Source organism: Mucilaginibacter sp. P4_E8, assembly GCF_056401495.1.
This window is the reverse complement of record NZ_JBFUJG010000008.1, coordinates 78626-95980: the sequence shown is the minus strand read 5'-3', so window position 1 is coordinate 95980 and position 17355 is coordinate 78626. Positions and strand designations below refer to the sequence as shown.

The window sequence follows — 17355 nt, the reverse complement described above, 5'->3', positions numbered from 1 at the left end:
TTAAAAAAATAGTTCAGGATGATTTAGCTGGCCGCCCTGGCAAGGGTAATGATATTATGATGGTAATTATCCAGGTATCCCCGTGGCGAGTTGCCTATGATAAGTTTGAAAACGCGGTTAAAATTGGTAATGCTCTTAAATCCGCATTTGTAAGCAACCGTATTAATGCTTTCAAAGCGGTGTGCAATGAGTTTTTTGCAAGCTTCGTTAATTCTTACTTCATTAAGAAAAGTTACAAATGTATGCCCGGTATGTTTTTTAAAATAGCGGCAAAAAGACTCCGGGGTCATAAAAGCAACCTTTGCAACATCCTCTAAAGTAATATCCTCCATAAAGTGCTGCATGATATAATTATAAATACTACCTATACGGATACCTTCGTTTTCTGTTATTCCCGGCAAATTACCGTAGGTAGATAAGGGATCTAATTTTGCCCTGATACAGGTAAATTCTTTTAAAAGGTTTAAAAAAGCCATAAACTGATCCAAACCACATTGATCTTGTAAAAGATTCATAGCCTTGTAAATTTTACCTAAAGTATAGTTAGGCAATTTAAAGCCTTGTTGGTGCTGTTGTATAAAGATAGCGCTGGGCTTCATCTCCGGAAGATTAAATACATTGGCCAGTACCCCATCAGAATTAAAAAAAACAGTTAATGCTTCTACCATTTTACCCGAATTTGGTAAAAAATACTCAGGGCTACTTTTGAATACGTGGGGCATATTAGCGCCTATTAAAAACACATCACCTGCCACATAATGATGCATATTATTTCCTACAATTAAAGTCCCCTCCCCTTTCTTAATCCACGTAAGCTGAATTTCCTTGTGGCGATGTAAATAGGGATAATGATACGGTTGACAAACCTTTTCTGCGATCACGCTTTTATCATGCGCTACCGGGATAGTAAACTGTAAAACTTTCATAACAACAAGATTAATTAGTGTTTAATTTACAATCATTTAATATTAGAATCCAAATTTTACCGCCAAAAAGGTAATTTACAACCACAACAGGCTAATATATTGTGAATACAATACTTAATATGGGTAAAATTGAAGCATTCAAAATAATAATTGTCTATTACACAATAATAGTATAATACAGGGCATCAATCCTTCTTATTCCCAAATAACCTTTTTAAAAGAGAAAGCCACCAGATTCCTGTTTAATCAAAAAAAATGAAGTTTCGATTGTATTGGTAAAAAAGGAAAATACATTACCAATTAAATAAATAAGCTAAAATCCTGCTATTTATAGCAAATATGATTAAAAATAGCTCATGCAGTCGTAGTAATTTAGATTTTTCATAAAGAGATCTAACTAACCGATAATGCTATGGTAAATAAAAAGTGGTTTATGTTAAATGTAGTTGTTGTTTCGGGCTTTCTAACAGCCAACATAACTTATGCACAATCATACGTACCCGAGTGGAACGAGACCCGCTTAAAAGTGAAACCCCAAACCGAGATCAAGGCCTACACTTTTGATTTAAAAGATGTACAATTACTTAACAGCCCCTTTAAACAGGCTATGCAGGTTGATGCGGCTTACCTGTTATCCATTGAGCCCGACAGGTTATTAGCCGGTTTCCGCGCTCACTCCGGGCTGAAACCAAAAGGGAAAATGTACGAAGGATGGGAATCATCGGGCTTAGCAGGGCATACACTCGGTCACTACCTGTCGGCCATATCCATGCACTATGCATCAACCCGCGAACCAGAATTTTTAAAACGGGTAAACTATATAGTTAAAGAATTGGGGGAATGCCAGGTTGCACGTAAAACAGGCTATGTAGGCGCTATCCCAAAAGAAGATACCGTTTGGGCCGAAGTGGCAAAAGGAGATATCCGTTCACGCGGTTTCGACCTGAATGGTGGCTGGTCGCCATGGTACACTGTACATAAGGTAATGGCCGGGCTGTTGGATGCCTATTTATATGGTAACAATACCCAGGCGCTAAAAATATGCAAAGACATGGCCGACTGGACAGGCGAGACCATCAAAAATCTTGATGATGAAAAGCTGCAGAAAATGTTGCTTTGTGAGTATGGAGGCATGGCAGAAACCCTGGTTAATTTATACTCCATAACCGGCGATAAGAAATACCTTGACCTATCTTATAAATTTTATGACAAGCGCATCCTGGATCCGCTTGCCGAAAAACAGGATATACTGCCCGGTAAACATTCCAACACGCAGATTCCTAAAATAATTGCCAGCGCCAGGCGGTATGAACTTAACGGTGATAAAAAAGACAAAGCCATTGCCGATTTCTTTTGGGAAACCATTGTAAATAATCACTCTTATGCCACCGGGGGTAACAGCAATTACGAGTATTTAAGCGAACCCAACAAACTAAACGATAAACTTACAGAAAATACGACAGAAACCTGTAATACCTATAATATGCTTAAACTCACCAGGCATTTATTTGCCCTTGAGCCATCTGCAAAGTTTATGGACTATTACGAAAAGGCCTTATATAACCACATCCTGGCATCGCAAAACCATGAAACAGGCATGATGTGCTACTTTGTACCCCTAAGGATGGGCGGAAAAAAGGATTACAGCAGTCCCTTTGACACCTTTACCTGCTGTGTAGGCTCGGGCATGGAAAACCATGTTAAGTATAATGAAAGCATCTATTTCAGAGGTGCCGATGGCAGCTTATATGTTAATTTGTTTATCCCATCGGTATTAAACTGGAAAGAAAAAGGTTTATCGATAAAACAGGAAAGCAACCTGCCCGAGAGCGACAGAACCACACTTACGGTAACAACCGTAAAACCTGTTCAGATGGCCATCCGCGTACGTAAACCCAAATGGGCGGGCATTACCAGTATCAGCATAAACGGGAAAAAGCAGCAGCTTACTGCAGATGCACAGGGTTACCTGGTTTTAAACCGCAAATGGAAAAACAACGATAAAATTGAATTCACCATGCCTGAGGATGTTTACACCGAAGCCATGCCGGATAATGCCAATAGGCGCGCGGTATTTTACGGACCGGTTTTATTGGCAGGCGTTTTAGGCAATACCGAACCCGACCCGCTTAAGGGTGTGCCCGTATTTGTAACCAGCGAAACCGACCCCAACAAGTGGTTGCAGATGGTTGATAAAAAGCAATTAAGCTTTAATGCCACCAATATTGCCAAACCAACCGGGGTGAAGTTGATCCCTTTTAATCAAACCAAAAACGAATATTATTCTGTTTATTGGGATGTGTTTACGCCGGCATCATGGGCTGTACAGCAAAAGGCCTACGATGAGCAGAGGAAGAAACAACAGGAGCTGGAAGCACGCACCACAGATATTTTGCGCATAGGTGAAATGCAGCCTGAACGTGACCACAATTTTAGCGGAGAAAACGCGATCACAGGGGAAGATCATCAGAAAAAATGGCGGTCTACCGAAAACGGAGGTTACCTGCAGTATGAAATGAAGGTTGATGCCAACAGCCAAAACACGCTCATTAATACCTACTGGGGTATGGATAACCGTGGCCGTATATTTGATATCATGATAGACGATATTAAGCTATCTACCGAAGATTTGAACCAATATAAGGAAAGCCGCTTTTATGATATCAGCTATCTTATTCCTATCGAACTTACTAAAGGCAAACAAAAAGTAACCGTTAAATTATTGCCAAAAAAAGACAACAGCGCGGGCCCGGTTTATGGCAGTCGCATGGTAAAGAATTAATTAAACAATTCAAGAAACTATATAATGATAAAAAAAGGAAAAGTAGCTTGTTTGCTATTATCAATGATAGGAATAAGCAACATAGTGTTTGGGCAGCAAAAGGATTACCCTATACAGCCTGTAGCATTTACCAGCGTACATGTAAACGACAAATTTTGGGAACCCAAAATGGAGGTTAACGCGAATGTAACCATCCCTTATGTGCTTGCGCAATGCAAAAAAAATGGCCGCATGGATAACTTTTTGCGTGCAGGCAAGCAACTGGATGGCGATAAGCTAAGCGAGTTTCCGTTTGATGATACGGATGTTTATAAGGCAATTGAGGGTGCTTCTTATTCCATGCAAAATAAAAAGAACCCAAAGCTTGACAGGTACATAGATACACTTATTAATATTATTGGTGCTGCTCAGGAGCCTGATGGCTACCTGTACACCTTCCGTACGGTGCATGCAAAAAAACCACACGAATGGATTGGTGATAAACGCTGGGTGAATGAAGAGATATTAAGTCACGAGTTGTATGATTGCGGGCATTTGTATGAGGCCGCTGTTGCCCATTATCAGGCTACCGGCAAACGCACCCTGCTTAACATCGCCATAAAAAACGCCAACCTGCTGGTAAAAACCTTCGGACCGGGTAAGATCGAAGAATATCCCGGTCATCAGATCGTGGAGATCGGTTTATCAAAAATGTACAGGGTTACGGGCAACAAACAATACCTGGATCTTGCTAAATTCTTTTTAGACGTTCGCGGACCAAAAGGAGATGCTTATAACCAGGCTAATAAAAAGGTGGTTGACCAGCATGAAGCCGAAGGCCACGCTGTACGTGCCGCCTACATGTACACCGGCATGGCAGACATTGCAGCACTAACAGGCGACACCAAATATTTAAATGCTATTGATGACATCTGGGGCGATGTGGTTAATAAAAAGTTATACATCACAGGCGGCATAGGCGCTACCGGTGCCGGCGAGGCCTTTGGTGATGCTTACCAGCTACCCAATATGTCGGCTTATGCAGAAACCTGCGCGGCCATTGGTAATGTTTACTGGAACAACCGCATGTTTTTACTGCATGGCGACTCCAAATACATTGATGTACTGGAAAGAACACTTTATAATGGCCTGTTATCGGGCGTATCATTGAGCGGCGATCGTTTCTTTTACCCCAATCCCTTAGCTTCCATGTTCCAGCACCAGCGCAGTGCCTGGATCAGCTGTGCCTGCTGCATCAGTAACATGACGCGGTTTTTACCATCGTTGCCGGGTTACGTTTACGCCAAAAACAAAAATGATCTTTATGTCAACCTGTTTATGAGCAACTCCAGCAATATTAAACTTGCTTCAGGCAACGTAAATATTGTTCAGCAAACGGATTACCCGTGGAAAGGACAGGTTGATATTACTGTTAATCCTGTAAAAACAACAGCCTTTACCTTAAGGGTACGTATACCGGGCTGGGCCAAACAGCAACCCGTTCCGGGCAACCTGTATACATTTATGAATAAAACCCCGCTGCCTGTTGTCATATCTGTAAACGGCAAAGCAGCCTCGTTTGTAACCGAAAAAGGTTATGCAGTTTTAAAACGCAGCTGGAAAAAAGGCGATAAAGTTTCCCTGGCATTACCTTTAGAGACTGAAAAGGTTTTGGCTAATGAAAATGTAAAAGACGATAGAGGCCGTTTTGCATTTGAGCGCGGTCCGATAGTTTATTGCCTGGAAGGACCGGATAACCGCGACAGCCTTGTTCAGAACATATTAATTGATAAGAATGCTATTGCCGAAGCGAATTATAAAACCGACCTGTTAAATGGCGTGGACGTTATTAGTATTGGCGGTAAAAGCACCAAAAGGCAGTTAAACAGCGATAGCCTGATAGAAACAGATCAACAAGTAAAGGCCATCCCCTATTATGCCTGGGCCAACCGTGGCCCGAGCGAAATGACGGTATGGATCCCTTATGAGGCATCTGCCGCAAGCCCGAAACCGGCACCAACCATCGCCAGCACCAGTACAGTATCCTCGTCATTAAAAAACAAAAGAATGTACATGGCTATTAAAGACCAGTATGAGCCAGGCAGTTCGGGCGATACCAACTATCCTTACCTGCACTGGTGGCCGGCCCATAATACCAGTGAATATGTGCAGTATGACTTTAATACCGAGCATACCATTAGTGAATCGAAAGTATACTGGTATGACGACGGACCATGGGGAGGCTGCCGTATACCAGCTTCATACCAGCTATTTTATAAAAAAGACGGAGAATGGGTACCTGTAAAAAACACAACGCCCTATACCATAAGCAAGGATAGTTACAATAAGATAACGTTTGAACCGGTTAACACCACTGCTTTAAAAATGGTGATCCAGCTTCCTGCCGACAATTCTACCGGAATCCATGAATGGGCGGTGAAATAAAACTATAGTAGCCAGCCAGCAAAAAGGCCTGAATCGCGGTTTACACTTGCGGTTCAGGCCTTTTTTATGTCTTGCCATTTCAGGACAAGAATATTGCGATTTCAACTATTTAATAACAGAACTATGCAAAGTAGTACCTGATAGTTTGATCTGGTACGGCCATTCTTCATCATTATTCGCGTTCCCATCGCTGATATGTTCCCAATGCCGGGTCGGGGAACCACTTACTACCAGCCATAAATAAGCGGTATTTGCCGGTACGGTAAAATCCGCGGCACCATCATACGGACTTTTTATGGGTAAATTAAATAGGATCGGGAGTTAGGTAAGTTACCTGACTGATAATCAAAATTAACGATGACAAGCGGCGGGAAAATTCAGGATATTGATAACTTATTCTTATATATTAACGATGTTGACATCTACGTCGGCATCCCGTCAAGGTCTTAAAGCTTTAATTTCCCCCGGATGCATCTTCAGCCACGGCGATTTTAAAGTCAGCACGTTAAAAGTTAAGATATAATTAGCTTCGGTTAATTTATAAACAAAAACAGCCTGCGGCCACCAATAACTTTACAAGTTGAAAATCAGAAACCTTCAATTGTAAAATTATGTATATCAAACCATTACTAAAAAAATTGCTACTAACACACGTATTTGTGTGTTGTTCAATACTTACAATTCTCGCTCAGACTATACTGAAGGGACACGTAAGTTCAGAAAGCGGGGAAGCCATTCCGGGTGCCCTGATTAAAATTAAAGGGGGCACCGGCGGGACCATCACCGATGGCAACGGCAACTTTTCATTAAGTTATACCAAGCCCGGCACCTTAACGGTCAACGCACTGGGTTACAAAGCCTTTGAAGTCCCGATTTCTTCACAAACCAGTATCGACATTAAACTTTCTGAAAATGTAACGCAACTTAGCGACGTCGTGGTAACCGCAATAGGCGTTAAACGCGAAAAACGTATGCTTACCTACAGCACACAGGAAATAAAAAGTGAAGAACTCAACCGCGCTAAAGAATCCAACGTTATCAATGCTATGGATGGTAAGCTGTCGGGCGTACAAATCACATCCTCGTCAGGTACCGCGGGTGCCTCTACACGTATTGTGGTACGCGGTGCGGTATCTGTAAACGGTAATAATGAGGCTTTATTTGTTGTGGACGGTGTTCCGATTGATAATACGGAAACCGGCAACATAAGCGGTGGTGCGGCCGGGGCCGGAAGCAGCCGTATTATTGATATTGATCCCAATAATATAGAAAGCGTAAACGTTTTAAAAGGGGCCGCAGCCACTGCCTTGTATGGTTCAAGAGGTGCGTCGGGCGCTGTTCTCATCACCACCAAAAGCGGCACCCTTAATAAAAAGGCGGCCATAACATTTACGTCCGACTATTCTTTTGAAAAAGGCCTTTTCCCTGAAAAACAAAATATTTACGGGCAGGGCACAGGCGGCGTTTTCTACGATGGCGAAACCCAGAAAACCAGCGCATCCTGGGGGCCAAAAATGGATACCCTTAAGATCAACGGTGTAAAAGCGCCAACCTATGATCCTTTTTCTTTCTTCAGAACCGGGCACACTACCACCAATACTTTAAGCATTGGCGGAGGTAGCACGAATTCCACTTACTTTATCTCCTATTCTTATTTAAATCAACAGGGTATTTCACCTAACAATGATTTTAAAAGGCATTCATTTTTCACTAAATATACCACCAATATTGTAAAAAACCTTACCACAAGTTTCCAGTTGGGCTATTCCAATTCGGCCCAGGAACGTTTGCCGGAGGGAGCAAGTAATGGGCCTTTGTTTGTTGTTTTAGTGCAGCCCATATCATGGAACCCTTACCCGGTACTTAACCCGGATGGTTCCCAACGGCTTTACAGATTCTCCAGAAACGCACCTTTATGGACATTGGACAACATCAGTAACACAGCTATAGTAAACAGGTTTTTACCGGTAACCTCTTTTAATTATACCGCAACCAAATGGCTGACTATTACAGAAAGGCTTGGGGCAGACATTTATACCGAACAGGACAAATACACGGAAAATCCAAGCGAGGCTATCGGCCTGAAGGGACAGATAAAAAACCAGGATGTTAATTACAGACAATTCAATCATGACCTGATCGCCAATGCAAGTCAGAAAGTAGGAAAGTTTGATCTGAACCTGTTACTGGGAAATAACTATAATTCTATTTACACGCAAAGTACCAATTTAACCGGTACTGGTTTGGCTGTAAAAGACTTCTATAACGTAGCTGCCGGTTCAACCTTAACTGGTTCTGAAGGCCACAGCTCCCAAAGGAAAATTGGTTTTTACTCCCAGGCAAATATTGAATATGACAAATTCCTGATCTTATCGCTCACCGGTCGCTATGATGGTAGTTCGGTACTTTACGAGAAAAAGCAGTTTTATCCTTACGGATCAGTAGCCGGTGGTTTTATATTCACCCATTTTTTACCTGAACAGGTAACGCAGGTATTGAATTTTGGTAAACTTCGCCTGTCCTATGCAACCGTGGGTAACGATGCGGTAGGGCCGTATGCGTTGAATACGCCATATGTGCTTGCCGGTAGAAATACAAATGCCGGTTATTTTCCATTTCCATTCCAGAGCCAGCCTGGCTTTTTACAAAGCTCTACCCTTGGAAACCCTTACCTGCAAAACGAGAAGCTGAAAGAATTTGAAACCGGGTTAGAATTAAAATTTCTGAATAACAGGATAAGTTTTGAAGGCTCGTATTTCAACCGTAAATCACTAAATGGCATTATCCCGGGTATCCAGATTTCAAACGCGACAGGATATGGCGGCACAACCGTTAATTCGGCAAGTATCAGGAATAAAGGATTTGAGTTATTGTTAAATGCCAGCCCTGTTCAATCGAAAGACTTTAGCTGGGATGTAACCCTCAACTTTACCCGGATTCGCAACAAAGTATTAGCTATCAACGAAGAAAAGAAGATCACCCAGTTAGGACGTATCATTGTTGGGCAACCTTATAATATTTTTTATGGAACACGCTACAAACGCAACGCCAGCGGACAAATGCTTATTGACGACAACGGTTTGCCTGTAGTTGATTCTGAGCAAGGCGTGGTTGGTAATGCCAACCCGGATTGGACAGGCGGGATAAGCAACTCATTCCGTTACAAGCAATTTAGCCTGAGTTTCTTTTTCGATGTGAAAATGCATGGCGATGTGCAAAATGATGTGGAAAGCGTTGCTTTCTTTTACGGAACGGCAAAAGTTACAGAAAACCGCCAGCCCTTTGTAGTAAGCGGCGTTAACGCAACTACCGGTGCGCCCAATACGGTTAAGGTTGATGCACAAACCTATTACCAAAGCAGGCAATACGAATCATCTATACAGGATGGCACTTATGTAAAACTTAGGAACGTAAGTTTTGCCTACCAGCTTTCTCCTTCAGTTATACAAAAAACTCCATTTAAAAATGCTTCGTTAACAGTAACCGGCCGTAACCTCTGGATTTACAGCCCACACTTCACCGGTGCCGATCCGGAAGTCAGCTCATACGGCAGCGCTAACGGCAATCAAGGCATTTATGCTTTCTCAACACCAACCGCAAGGTCATTTAACCTGTCATTGAAGTTAGGTTTCTAACCCATGTTTAACCGATTTAAAAATTATCAAATGAAAAAAATATCGATATACCTGCTTGTTCTGTTTGCTTTAACAACAAGTTGTAAAAAGGTGCTGGATGTAAATAAAGACCCTAACAATCCCACCGATGTTCAGGAATCGTTGTTGCTGGCGCCTATTGAATTAAACGTATCTGACCAGGTTTACGCCGGAAATGCCAGCATCATTGTACAAAATTTTATGCAAACCATAACCGCCAACCAACCCAATCCTGGTATATGGAACTACCAGTTATTCAATATTGATTTGGATGGCGATTGGTTTAACTATTATGTAAACATTCTTAATAACCTTAAAATCCTTGATACCAAAGCCACAGCCGACGGTCAAGCTAATTATTCCGCTATTGCTAAGATCTTATCGGCTTATACGTTAGGAACAGCCACAGATATCTGGGGAGATATCCCTTATTCACAAGCCTTTAAGGGCAACGACAAACTCACGCCTGTTTATGACAAACAGGAAGACATTTACAAAGCGGTGCAAACACTGTTAGATAACGGAATTGCGGACATCGAAAAAAACACCACCACCAAACCAGCAGGCGACGATTACTTCTATACCGGCGATATGGCTAAGTGGAAAAGGCTCGCCTATACATTAAAAGCGCGCTATTATATGCACCTGACCAAAGCGCCAGGTTATACTGCAACTGCACAGGCCGACCTTGCTTTAACCGCCCTTAGTAACGGCATGGCAAGCAGCGATGATGATTTGAAGTTTACCTATTCTGGCGGTGCCGGCAGCGAGAATACCATTAACCTTAACTTTGGGCCAGTTACTACATATGTGTTGAATAACACTTATGTTGAAGGATTTAAAAGCCGTAACGATCCGCGACTGAGTAAGATTGTAAAACCGGCCGAATCGACCAAATTATATCATGGCCGAACAGTTGGCGACGTTACCGGCGATCTGTCTACCTATTCATACCCTACCGATTTTTATGCCGGGGCAAACTCCCCCAATTATATCTTCAATTACGAAGAAGCATTGTTCCTGAAAGCCGAGGCTACGTTCATCAAATCGGGAGCCGCAGCAGCGCAGCCGATATACCAGGATGCAGTTAAACTAAATATGGCCAAACTGTCGGTATCTACCGGTGACGCTAACGCTTACGTGCTGCAAAGAGGTACACTTACCGCGGGCAATGCCATTCAACGGATCATGGAAGAAAAAAGCGTAGCTAATTTCTTCAATATCGAAAACTTCAGTGATTGGAGACGGACGGGCTACCCTGCCATTACCAAATCAAACGGCGCTTTATCGGATATTCCGCGGAGGTTGTTATACCCGCAAAGTGAAATCTTGACCAATACACAACCCCAGCAAAGTGCAAAACTTACCGATAGGCTGTGGTGGGATGTACAGTAATATGTGTTAATTTTTTACTTCAATAAAAAAACCCTCCTGGCATTCAGGAGGGTTTTTTATTATTAAAAATTTCATCCTGCTCCAGATCATCTGTTAGATTATTTTTCATTTACCGGAATTAATTAAGTTGAACTATGTCATTGGGTTTTCGCTTGTAATTTTTGAGGCAGGCACTTCTTCTTGCACAACATCCCGGTGCTCTGCTATTTCGATGACCTTCAACCTGGCGTCCGGATCTCTTTCATTCCAAACCTGGTTAAGATTATCTTCCATCATCAGGGCAGCTTCGTCTGTCATATTTTAATAGTATAGGTGATGGGTGATCGGATAAAAAAAGCAACACCCCGGATCGTTCAGAATGTTGCTTTTCCTTTTATTATTGCACTGCTGCTAAAAGCGTCAATATCGATCTTTTTTACCTCGGCATCGATAGGCTAACGCCAGGTTTGATGAAGGTGTTGCTGATGAATCCCGACATACTTTTGGCGTTCGGTTTTGGAGAAATGGAAGTGGATTACTTTACAATTTTGAAGCAGGTTATCAATCGGGGAAGTTTGGCAGGAATAATATCCGTGCCTGGGGAGCATCTTCGGAGGTGTGCAATATTTTAAAACGGGAGATTTTATCAATGACATCATACCGCAGCACAAGGACGGTTTTTTCGTAGGGTCGGTTTTGGGCTTTAAATTTTGATCGTATTCATAAAATTAATACTGGAAGTAGCATCCTTTTTGTTACCGGTTTACATTTGCCTTTTAAACGAGCACCAATTTTATCAAAGTGAAATATATCTTTGCATTGGGTTTAATTTAATAATCATTTCAATGCACAGCAAGCTTTTAGACTACATCAAGCAACACGCTACATTGCCACTTACAAGTGATGAAGAAGCGTTAATTGCAGGTGCTTTTCAACCAAAAAAGCTCAGAAAAAAGCAATACTTTTTGGAAGAAGGCAATGTGTGTAAATACGTTGGTTTTATAATAAAAGGTGCTATGCGACAATACAGCGTAGATGACAAAGGTGTGGAGCATATTGTACAATTATACATTGAAAATTATTGGGCAAGCGACCGTGAAAGTGCTGTCATGCTTACTCCATCAAGATATAATATTGACGCCTGGGAAGATACAGAACTACTCATTGCTACAGTAGCTGACATGCTGGATCTGATAGAAAAAGTACCTTCATTTGGACAAATGACAAGGTTAATGGACCAAAGAAGTTTCATCGTTTCTCAGCGAAGATTGAATTCTACCATTAGTAATACAGCAGAAAAACGCTATAAAGAATTTGCCGATAACCACCCTCAATTTATTCAACGATTCCCCCAACATCTCATTGCTTCTTTTTTGGGCATAACTAAAGAAACTTTAAGCAGAATTAGAAAACAAGCAATTAAATAATTCTATTTTAATTTTTGATTTTACAAAAGCGTTGATAAATATCAACGCTTTTTTTTATCATTTCTCATCGTTCCGGGCCGTGYTGTTGCTGCAATTTTACATCATAAAACAAACAGATGAAAAAGCAAACAATAGTAGTAATTGGAGCAACAGGCTCACAAGGTAAAGGTGTTGTAGATGCCCTTGTAAATGAAGGCTCTTTTAATGTAAAAGCAATAACCCGGAATCCGGAAAAATATACAGGCAAGGCAAATGAAGCAGTTTATGCCGATCTAAAAGATTTGCAATCCTTAAAAGATGCCTTTACAAATGCTTATGGTGTATTTGTGGTAACCAACTTTTGGGAAGGTGCCGACGAAATTACTCAAGGTAAAAATGCCATAGAGGCGGCAAAAGCAACGGGAGTGCAACATTTTATTTGGTCAACACTTCCAGATGTTGAGCTCATTAGTGAAGCAGGATTTGAAGTACCTCATTTTACCGGCAAAGCTAAGGTGGATGATCTGGTGAAAAGTGCAGGATTCAAATATTCAACTTTTGTTCAACCCCCATTTTATTATCAAAACCTTGTTGGGATGATGGGGCCACAGCCAAAACAAGATGGCACAACCGGTTGGACATTACCGATTGACCCCACAAAGAAAGCGATTCACATGTCAGACATTAATGACCTGGGAAAAGTAGTCGCCGGTGCATTTTTGCAACCCGAAAAAGTTGGAAACGGCAATTACCTCGCCCTGGCAACTGGGTTGTACAGTTTTAATGATATTATAGAAGCCTATAAAGTCAATGGCAAAGAGTACAGCTTTTCACAAGTGCCGGCTGAAATATTTTCAACTTTTTTTGAAGGGGCAAAGGAGTTAGCTGAGATGTTTGGATATTTTGAAAAACACACTTACATGGGCCCTGATTCAACATCACGAATTGAATTGGCAAAAGAAACTGCCACCCACAAATTTGTGCCACTCCAGGAATGGCTGAGTAAAAACAAGTAAAAAATGAAAAAGAAAACGAGTTTCTCAACAAAAGGCAATAGTGCTGCAGTAGGCCCGCTATCAATCCAACGAATGTTACCTAATCGATACGCTAACAAAGTTGGTCCTTTTGTATTTCTCGATTATGTTCGCCCGGCCTTTAAAGAAACCATAACCAAAAATGGTATGGGAGCCCATCCACACCGGGGCATTGCAACATTAACCTATATTCTTCAGGGCGAAGTAGAGCATTTTGACAGTGCGGGAAATGAGGCGATAATTCATTCTGGAGGCGCACAGTGGATGAAAGCAGGTAATGGAATAATCCACGATGAAAATTTAAATTACGACTCCCAAACAGAGAGCAAATTTATCCAGGGTTTTCAATTTTGGATAAATCTACCGGCAACAAACAAAGCCGAAAAACCGGCTCATATAGCTGTTCAAGCTGGCGAAATCCCCAAAAAAGAATTCCCAAATGAAAGTGGCTGGTTAAAAGTAATTGTTGGCAGCTATGAAGACCTCAGTTCGAAGATCCCCAATTATTCTAAGCAATTTTTGTATCATATTCAATTGAAAGCAGGCGCACAATTTTCAGTAGCAATGGAAAGTGAAACAGAAGTTGCGGCCTTTTTACCCATACAAAATGTGGTGCTAAACGACACCGAGTTTCAAGCGGGTGAATTTATTGAATTTGACAAAACGCCCGGAGAAATTGAAATAAACAATACTTCTTTAACAACCGTCGATGTTCTGTTATTTGGCGGTGAAGAATATACAGAACCTGTAGTTGCCGAAGGTCCGTTTGTAATGAATTCACAAACGGAAATAGCAACTGCCTACCGGGATTTCTATGCAGGAAAGTATGGGGAAATAAAACTAACAGCACAAAAATAAATTAGTCCGGGATAAATATCATCATAAGTAATGAATAAATCCCATTATGAGTAACAACAACACAAACATTATCAAGGGCTTTGCTAAAACCGCAGGCGAAGGCGAGCGCATCTGGTTTGTAGCCTATGCGTTGACGCTCAAGGCGACTGCTGCGACCACTGGTAAAAGCTATACAGTGATTGAGTGCCTGACTGCCCCCGGCGGTGGGCCTCCGCCACACATCCACACCAACGAGGACGAGTTCTGGTATGTGCTCGACGGAATTTTCGAAATCCATATCGGCGATGAGGTGCATGCCATCGGGCCCGGCGGGTTCGAGGATTTCTTCCGTGAGTCCGGTCAGCCAGCAATCAACGACGGCCCCGCACCCCCGGTCGACGAGGCCGAAATCGCCCGCATGAAGGCAGCAGCGCCGAAGTACAGCATCGAGCGCGCCACCGTCGAGGACTAAGTGTGAGCTACAAAGCTCAATATGCTATTTTCCTCAAATCCCCCAGAAAACAGTTCGAGATTTGCTGAGTAAGGTCTACGAAGTCGCGTTACGAAAGTAGAGCGGCTTTTCTGTTGAATAGTTTTTAAAAAAATATTGAGTTCATCAACGATTGCAGGTTCGGGAGCAACTCCCCCCGAACACCTTAAATGCGCTCCTTTTGCATCTATAGGAATTGTCAATAAATTGCTCATGTACTTTTGTAAGATTCGACACTGCAACCGATGTTGAATAAAATTACCTACAGCTCGTCAAACTACCACTGCTTTGAGGTGAAGAAAAACAAGGGTATATGTTAGAGTAGTTAACGATAGGAGGAATTGTATATCAATCCTGGGCTAAATTTTCTTCCTTAACCTGCTTAGATGCTCCGGCGTCAATCCTAAATAGGAAGCGATGTAATATTGTGGCACTTGTTGAATAATCTGTGGATATGCAGCCACAAACTCATGATACTGTTCCTCGTGAGTAGTGGAAATGATTTTTTTTCGTTTCCCTTCGGCCTGGCAGAATACCTTTTCAATGATCAGTCTGCCAAACCGCTCCCAAATTTTGAAATTGTCGAACAGGGTGTTAATCCCTTCTTTTTTTAGAACCAGCATATCCACGTCTGTCAGGGCCTCCAAATACTGCTCCGAAGGAATCTGCAAAATAAAGCTTTGATAATCAGTGGCGAATTGATTTTCGCCCACAAAATCTACAGTAGTTTCCTTTCCATTCAGATAGGAGTATTCCCGCAAGACACCGGAATTGAGAAAAGCTATAAAATTACAAACTTGCCCTTCCTCTAATAGCAGATCTTTCTTTTTTAGTTTTTTGAATTGCACGATCCTTGTAAAAGCCTCCCATTCTTCCACATTAGGTTGAACTATTGTTCTTATAAATGATTCTATCTTTATGAGGGACTGAGGATCGGTCATGTGATTATTAAGTTTACTTAATCAATTCGGTTTAACAACAACGTGTCTTTTAGTTTTGAGCGTCGAAGTTTCTACCTAATATAGATATAAAAAACTTAATTGATACCATGTTGAAGCGGGTCAGGCAGCAGCATTAAACTTTCCAACCCGCCAACGGATACACTTCAGGGTACATGTAACACTGCAAAGAATTCTAATATGTTTTTAATCATCCTGGCTATGCGCTTTTCTATTTCGGTACTTTTGGAACGTGTTCTTTAACGCTCGTTTTTATCGTTCCCAGATAGTTAATGGAACTTTCTACATGATCCCCGGGCTTGAGATAGCGCGGATTTGTCATTTCCTTTTTTAAGTACTGCTGCAAAATATAGGGGTGCATTTTCGCATTGAAAAACCCGCCCGTGAATATATACTTGGTTACTGTACCGAAAATGAAGCCTTTGGTTGGCGCATTAAACACAACTCCTGACGGCGTTCCGGTGATGACAATACTGTTTGCCGGGATGCAATTGCCTTCAAATAATTTAACCATTTTATCCTGATAAAAACTTTTCTTTTGGCGCCTTACCGATAGCGATTGTTCAATGATCTTATCTATATTCCAAACCATGTCTTTCGCACTCCCGTTTTGGCGTAATTCTCCATTGACTGAAAGCTTCAGGTGCAATTCTTTGACAAATGCCCGCCAATCTTTGGGAATGACCATATAAGGGCCGGTCGGCAAGAACCCTTTTTTACTTTTGGCATCCGGGAACCCTCTGCCGCCTGTTACATTTTGACTGTCCATCTTACGCATTAAAGTAGCCCTGTCTGTAAAATCATTAACCACTAAAAATCCGATCATGATACGGTTAAGGTCTGCAGTTGAACAGACCGCTGAAGGAAATACGATGCCCAGTTCCACCTCATGATCCAAAAGCCACCCTTCTGTATAATTTAACTGGTGGACCGCCGGATCTGTATCCACATATTTTGGAAACATAAAAGGCCTGACCTGCCCGGTTTCTTTGCCGTGCTCCACATAGTTTATTCCGATAGCCAAATGTTCTTTGCCAGCCACACTGGGCAGCAGATCCTTGTATTTTACGACAACTTTCTTTGAACCTGTGCGAATAAGTTTTACAACCTCATTGAATGCTAAGTTTTTTATGACATCAAATGAATTCCGGTCATATCGCTTCAATTCAGCGCTTATATCTACACCTGTAACAGTCTCGCCGTCATCTTCCAATACGGCGAGCGTGTGCACCTGCCCGTCTTTACTGAATCTGCTTAGTGTAAGTGCATCTTCCGGTGGTTTAATCACCTGCAAGTTCTTTTTGAAGCTGCTTATCTCAGCAACCGTATCAATAATGATGTTAACCAGATGTCTGCGATTCTTAATGATCTCCAATGCAGGCAAAAAGCGGGAATGGGTGGGATAAATATCCAATAACGTCAGGAGACCACCAACGGCCAAACCCATTAATATTCTAGTCATGATAATAT

Annotated in this window: 13 protein-coding genes; 8 read left to right on the top strand and 5 right to left on the bottom strand. The window is 41.8% G+C overall.

Features of this window, described 5'->3' with window-relative positions:
* Nucleotides 1-23: 23 nt before the first annotated feature.
* Nucleotides 24-926 (bottom strand): AraC family transcriptional regulator, encoded by a 903-nt coding sequence (locus tag AC1DRQ_RS05590; protein ID WP_429396766.1) that lies wholly within the window; start codon nucleotides 924-926, stop codon nucleotides 24-26.
* A 412-nt stretch (nucleotides 927-1338) separates the two neighbouring features.
* Between AC1DRQ_RS05590 and AC1DRQ_RS05585 the strand changes: the two genes are divergently transcribed.
* Complete coding sequence (locus AC1DRQ_RS05585) at nucleotides 1339-3708, top strand: beta-L-arabinofuranosidase domain-containing protein (RefSeq protein WP_477422755.1); 2370 nt, start codon at nucleotides 1339-1341, stop codon at nucleotides 3706-3708.
* A gap of 24 nt (nucleotides 3709-3732) precedes the next feature.
* The gene (locus AC1DRQ_RS05580; RefSeq protein WP_477422754.1) at nucleotides 3733-6132 is read left to right on the top strand and encodes a glycoside hydrolase family 127 protein; all 2400 of its coding nucleotides are present in this window, start codon (nucleotides 3733-3735) and stop codon (nucleotides 6130-6132) included.
* A gap of 105 nt (nucleotides 6133-6237) precedes the next feature.
* On the opposite strand, the gene AC1DRQ_RS05575 is transcribed toward AC1DRQ_RS05580, so the two are convergent.
* Nucleotides 6238-6429: a DUF6055 domain-containing protein gene (locus AC1DRQ_RS05575; RefSeq protein WP_429397500.1), complete on the bottom strand. Its 192-nt coding sequence runs from the start codon at nucleotides 6427-6429 to the stop codon at nucleotides 6238-6240.
* A 314-nt stretch (nucleotides 6430-6743) separates the two neighbouring features.
* Between AC1DRQ_RS05575 and AC1DRQ_RS05570 the strand changes: the two genes are divergently transcribed.
* Both AC1DRQ_RS05570 and AC1DRQ_RS05565 read left to right on the top strand, forming a co-directional pair.
* Nucleotides 6744-9767: a SusC/RagA family TonB-linked outer membrane protein gene (locus tag AC1DRQ_RS05570; RefSeq protein WP_429396760.1), complete on the top strand. Its 3024-nt coding sequence runs from the start codon at nucleotides 6744-6746 to the stop codon at nucleotides 9765-9767.
* A 30-nt stretch (nucleotides 9768-9797) separates the two neighbouring features.
* Nucleotides 9798-11180 (top strand): SusD/RagB family nutrient-binding outer membrane lipoprotein, encoded by a 1383-nt coding sequence (locus tag AC1DRQ_RS05565; protein ID WP_477422753.1) that lies wholly within the window; start codon nucleotides 9798-9800, stop codon nucleotides 11178-11180.
* A 132-nt stretch (nucleotides 11181-11312) separates the two neighbouring features.
* Here AC1DRQ_RS05565 and AC1DRQ_RS05560 read toward each other — a convergent pair whose 3' ends face one another.
* A complete protein-coding gene (locus AC1DRQ_RS05560; RefSeq protein ID WP_429396757.1) occupies nucleotides 11313-11477 on the bottom strand; it encodes a hypothetical protein in 165 nt (54 codons plus the stop codon).
* Nucleotides 11478-12004: 527 nt separating this feature from the next.
* Between AC1DRQ_RS05560 and AC1DRQ_RS05555 the strand changes: the two genes are divergently transcribed.
* The 4 genes from AC1DRQ_RS05555 (at nucleotide 12005) to AC1DRQ_RS05540 (ending at nucleotide 14908) form a co-directional block, all read left to right on the top strand.
* Nucleotides 12005-12586 carry a Crp/Fnr family transcriptional regulator gene (locus AC1DRQ_RS05555; protein ID WP_429396755.1) on the top strand — a complete coding sequence of 194 codons (582 nt, stop codon included), beginning with the start codon at nucleotides 12005-12007 and terminating at the stop codon, nucleotides 12584-12586.
* Nucleotides 12587-12702: 116 nt separating this feature from the next.
* Nucleotides 12703-13581 carry an NmrA/HSCARG family protein gene (locus AC1DRQ_RS05550; protein WP_477422751.1) on the top strand — a complete coding sequence of 293 codons (879 nt, stop codon included), beginning with the start codon at nucleotides 12703-12705 and terminating at the stop codon, nucleotides 13579-13581.
* 3 nt (nucleotides 13582-13584) lie between these two features.
* A complete protein-coding gene (locus AC1DRQ_RS05545) occupies nucleotides 13585-14457 on the top strand; it encodes a pirin family protein (RefSeq protein ID WP_477422749.1) in 873 nt (290 codons plus the stop codon).
* Nucleotides 14458-14503: 46 nt separating this feature from the next.
* Nucleotides 14504-14908, top strand: a complete 405-nt coding sequence (locus AC1DRQ_RS05540) for a cupin domain-containing protein (RefSeq protein ID WP_477422747.1) — start codon at nucleotides 14504-14506, stop codon at nucleotides 14906-14908.
* A 377-nt stretch (nucleotides 14909-15285) separates the two neighbouring features.
* Here AC1DRQ_RS05540 and AC1DRQ_RS05535 read toward each other — a convergent pair whose 3' ends face one another.
* Nucleotides 15286-15867 (bottom strand): Crp/Fnr family transcriptional regulator, encoded by a 582-nt coding sequence (locus tag AC1DRQ_RS05535; protein WP_477422746.1) that lies wholly within the window; start codon nucleotides 15865-15867, stop codon nucleotides 15286-15288.
* Between the two features lie 229 nt (nucleotides 15868-16096).
* Nucleotides 16097-17347, bottom strand: coding sequence for a fumarylacetoacetate hydrolase family protein (locus AC1DRQ_RS05530; protein ID WP_477422745.1), 1251 nt, complete (start codon nucleotides 17345-17347; stop codon nucleotides 16097-16099).
* Nucleotides 17348-17355 lie beyond the last annotated feature (8 nt).